Source organism: Saccharomonospora halophila 8 (genome assembly GCF_000383775.1).
Lineage (GTDB): Bacteria > Actinomycetota > Actinomycetes > Mycobacteriales > Pseudonocardiaceae > Saccharomonospora > Saccharomonospora halophila.
Window position 1 is genome coordinate 43345 of the sequence record NZ_KB912477.1, and the last position, 2868, is coordinate 46212.

A 2868-nucleotide genomic window follows, 5' to 3' on the forward strand; every position below is an offset into this window, starting at 1 on the left:
GAGCGGATGCAGACCGGCCGCCCCGGCCAGAACCGAGCCCGCCGGACCGCCGGTCCCCCACAGCACCCCGGCGGCGAGCAGGCCCACCGTGGCCACGGCGGGGTCGGACGAACGGAGCCGGGCCACGGGCACTTGAATCCTCCGGCGTGTCGTCGGCGGATCGGCCCGTCCGGACCGAGGGGACACGTCCTGGAGGATAGCCCCGCCCCCGGGGTGTCGTGCCGTAGAGTTTCGATCTTGTGGACCGTGGGAACATTGCCCGGGTGCCGGACACCGCCCCCCACCTACCGCCCCAGCTCCCCACGGCCGCACTGATCTCGTTGCCCGGTCTCTACCTCGGGGGCGCCGACTACCTCGGGCTGCCGCACCCCGCGGTCGCGGCCCCGCTGGCAGCGGTGATCTACGGCATCGCGATCATCGGCGCGGCCTTCCTGCTGTCCTGGGCCGCCGAGGCCGCCCAGGTCGACATCAACGGCGGGCTCGCGCTCGCCCTGCTGGCCTTCCTGGCGGTGCTGCCGGAGTACGCCGTGGACTTCGTGTTCACGATGCGGGCGGGGATCATCAACGCCGAACAGGGGCACTGCCTGCCGGACACGGAAGGAGCCAATCCGTGTTCACTGGCGCTGGCCAACATGACCGGTGCCAACCGGATCCTGGTGGGGATCGGCTGGCCGCTCGTGGTGCTCGTGGCCACGCTCGCGGTCGTGCGGGCACGGCGCCGGGGCGGCGCGCACAGCGCCTCCGCACACGTCGGGTGGGTGCGCCTGCCGCGGCGGATGTCGGCCGAGGTGTTCTTCCTCGGTGCCGCGACGGTGTACTCGCTGCATTTCCCGCTGCGGGACTCGCTGACCCTGGTGGACGCGGCGGTGCTGGTGTCGCTGTTCGTGCTGTACGCCTGGCGCCTGGCCAAGGCACCGGTGGAGGAGCCCGAGCTCACGGGCACGTCGGCGTGGGTCGGCACCCGACCGGCACGCCCGCGGCGCTGGCTCTACGGGCTCATGTTCGGTTACGCGGCCGTGGTCATCCTCGCCACGGCGGAACACTTCGCCGAGAACCTCGTGCACACCGGCACCGAACTCGGCATCGACCACTTCCTGCTCGTGCAATGGGTCGCACCACTGGCCAGCGAGTCGCCCGAGCTGATCGTGGCCTGTCTGTTCGCCTGGAAACTGCATGCCAGCTCGGCCCTGGGCACGCTGCTGTCCAGCAAGGTCAACCAGTGGACCCTGCTGGTGGGCACGATCCCGGTCGTGTTCGCGCTGTCGTCGGTCTCGTTCGACGGCCTGCCGATCGATCTGCACCAGCGCTTCGAGCTGCTGATCACGGCGGCGCAGTCGCTGTTCGCGGTCTGCATCCTGCTCACGCTCACCATGACCGCCCGCTGGGCCACCACGCTGCTGGTGCTGTTCCTCATCCAGTTCGGCACCAGCATCGCGCTGCCCGAGGAACAGGACCGCATCGTCATCGCCGTGCTGAGCGTCGTCTACGGCGTCCTGTCGCTCGGTCTGCTCATCGCCCGGCGCGCGGAGCTGAAGCGGGTGATCCGGGACGGGACCGCGACGCCGTTCGCGGTGCTCCAGCGCGCCGACGAGCAGGAGGCGGTGCGGCTGAGCGGGGAGTGAGCGAGGTTGCCGTGGAAGGTCACCACCGACCGGCGTGGTGTCGCGGTTCCTCCCACGGCCCCCGCCTCAGGTGTCCGCCATCAACTGCGTGCGCAGGGTGTCCAGCCCCATCCCGCCCATCCGCAGGGCCCGGGTGTGGAAGTCCTTGAGGTCGAAGGCGTCCCCGCGGCGACGCCGGACGTCCTCCCGGGCGTCGAGCCACAACCGTTCCCCCAGCTTGTAGGCCGGGGCCTGCCCCGGCCAGCCGAGATACCGGTCGATCTCGTCGTGCACGTGGTCCGCATCGGTGATCGTGCGGGTGAGCATGAACTCCAGACCCAGGTCGGGGGTCCAGCGCTCGCCCTCGTGGAAGCCGGTTCCCGCCGGGATCTCGAGTCCGAGGTGCATCCCGATGTCGACGATCACCCGCGCGGCCCGGAACAGGTGCGCGTCCAGCATCCCGAGCAGGTTGCCGTCGTCGGTGAGGAAGCCGAGATCGCGCATCAGCCGCTCGGCGTAGAGCGCCCACCCCTCGGCGTGCCCGGAGGTGAGCGCCAGCAGACGCTGGAACCGGTTCAGCGACGCCTCGTGCACCCCTGTCGCGATCTGCAGATGGTGCCCCGGCACCCCCTCGTGGTAGACCGTCGTGGCCTCCCGCCACGTGGAGAACTCCGTCCGGTCGGCGGGCACGGACCACCACATCCGACCCGGCCGGGAGAAGTCCTCGCTCGGCCCGGTGTAGTAGGCCCCGACCGGCCCGCCGGGCGGGGCGATCCGGCACTGAAGGCCCATCAGCGCGTCCGGGATCTCGAAGTGCGACCCGCGCAGCGCCGTGAGAGCGTCGTCGGACAGCCGTTGCATCCACTCGCGCAGCGCGTCCTGTCCGCGCACGCGGTAGCGCTCGTCGGCGTCGAGCGCCTCGGCGGCCTCGGCGGGCGTCGCCCCCGGCCGGATACGGCCGGCGACCTCGGCGATCTCCCGCTCGATGCGGGTGAACTCCTGCCACCCCCACTCGTAGGCCTCCCGCGGGTCGAGGTCGGCACCGAGGAAGTAGCGGGACCACAACCGGTAGGTGTCCTCGCCGACGGCGTCGGTGGTGGGCGCCTCGGGGGCGAGCTCGGCGCGCAGGAACCCGGCGAGCTCGGCGTAGGCCTCCTGAGCGGTGTGCGCGGCGTGCCGGAGGTCCGCACGCAGGGAATCCGGCACGTCCCCGACCCGGTCCGCCCCGGCCACCAGCGTCTCGAAGTAACCGGTTCCGCCGCTCAGT

At 71.6% G+C, this 2868-nt stretch carries 2 protein-coding genes; one reads left to right on the forward strand and one right to left on the reverse strand.

Annotated features, from left to right (window positions below; all coding sequences use genetic code 11):
• Window positions 1-263: 263 nt before the first annotated feature.
• On the forward strand, window positions 264-1622 hold the full coding sequence (locus SACHA_RS0100615; RefSeq protein ID WP_019806348.1) for a sodium/calcium exchanger protein: 1359 nt from the start codon (window positions 264-266) through the stop codon (window positions 1620-1622).
• Between the two features lie 66 nt (window positions 1623-1688).
• Here the strand turns inward: SACHA_RS0100615 and SACHA_RS19570 are convergent.
• A partial coding sequence (locus tag SACHA_RS19570) for a DUF885 domain-containing protein (protein WP_039737477.1) occupies window positions 1689-2868 on the reverse strand: 1180 nt, incomplete at its 5' end.